The organism is Protofrankia sp. Cr1 (assembly GCF_963555865.1).
Lineage (GTDB): Bacteria > Actinomycetota > Actinomycetes > Frankiales > Frankiaceae > Protofrankia.
In genome coordinates this window covers 2,696-4,200 of the sequence record NZ_CAUVXO010000287.1, presented here as the reverse complement: position 1 = coordinate 4,200, position 1,505 = coordinate 2,696, and the positions used below count along the sequence as shown (strand labels likewise).

Annotated in this window: 1 protein-coding gene; it reads right to left on the bottom strand. The window is 65.4% G+C overall.

Annotated features, from left to right (window positions below; all coding sequences use genetic code 11):
- Positions 1-64 precede the first annotated feature (64 nt).
- Positions 65-1,505 (bottom strand): catalase (locus tag U9980_RS19160; protein WP_322769182.1); only part of this gene is annotated, 1,441 nt, incomplete at its 5' end.

Genomic DNA, 1,505 nt, shown 5'->3' with positions numbered 1-1,505 from the left:
CCTGCCAGTGCCTGTGCTTCCCGTCCGACCCGGAGTCCTTGATGTTGTGGCCGGCGCCGGTGGGTCAGCCGACGCCCAGACCCTTGGCGACCCGCGCGCCGAGGTCCGGATCGACCTGGCGCCAGTACTCGACGACACGCCGCTGGACCTCGGCCTGAACATCCTGGGACGCATGCCCGACGATGTTGCCCACCAGGTGGTCGCGGTCGGTGTCGGACATCACGTCTCGATACAGCGTGCCCGCCTGGCCGAAGTCGTCGTCGTCCCGCCGCAGCGTGTATGCCGACCGGACGAACTCGCCGTCGGCCTCCCACACGGCGTCGTCGGCGTACCGGGCCGCGTCGGCCCTGGGGCCGCCGTAGCTGTTCGGCGCGTACACCGGGTCGCGGGACGGCTCGTAGCGCATTGCGCCGTCCTTGTTGTAGGAGTTGACCGGCGACTTCGGACGGTTGATCGGTAGTTGCAGGTAGTTCGGGCCAATCCGGTGACGATGCGTGTCCGGGTAGGAGAACAGCCGGCCGAGCAACATCTTGTCCGGACTCGGGCCGATCCCCGCCACCATGTTCGCCGGCTCGAACGACGCCTGCTCCACCTCGGTGAAGTAATCGCCGGGATTGCGGTTCAGGACCATGCGTCCGATCGTGATCGGCGGGTAGTCCGCGTGTGGCCAGACCTTGGTCAGGTCAAACGGGTTGAAACGGTAGGTGGCGGCAGCCGCGAACGGCATGATCTGTATTTCCAGCCGCCAGGACGGATATTCACCGGCATCTACAGCCGATGCGAGATCACGAATGTGATAGTCGGGATCGACCGACACCGTCGCCTTCGCCTCAGCGTCGGTGAAGGTGTCGATGCCCTGCTCGGTCTTGAAGTGGTACTTCACCCAGAACCGTTCACGAGCCGCGTTCACCCACATGAATGTGTGACTGCCGTAACCGTTCATGTTGCGCCAGGAGCGTGGCGTCCCGCGGTCGCTCATCAGGATCAGCACCTGGTGGGCGGATTCGGGTGACAGCGTCCAGAAGTCCCACTGCATGTTGTTGTCCCGCAGGTGGTTGTCGGCACGCCGCTTCTGCGAGTGGATGAAGTCCTGGAACTTACTCGGGTCGCGTACGAAGAAGATCGGCGTGTTGTTGCCGACCAGGTCGTAGTTACCCTCCTCGGTGTAGAACTTGATCGCGAAGCCACGCGGGTCACGAACCGTGTCAGCGCTGCCGAGCTCCCCCGCCACCGTGGAGAAGCGGACGAACACGTCCGTGCGCCTGCCCACCTCGGCGAGGAACGCGGCCCTCGTGTAGGGGGTGACGTCCGCGGTCACCTCGAAGTAACCGTGCGCACCGCCCCCCTTGGCATGGACGACCCGCTCGGGCACCCGTTCCCGGTTGAACTGCGCCATCTTCTGGACCAGATAGTGGTCCTGGAGCAGCAGCGGGCCGTCCGGGCCGACGGACAGCGAGTGCTCGTCGCTGGCGGCCGGGATGCCCGCATCAGTCGTTGTCGCGGAT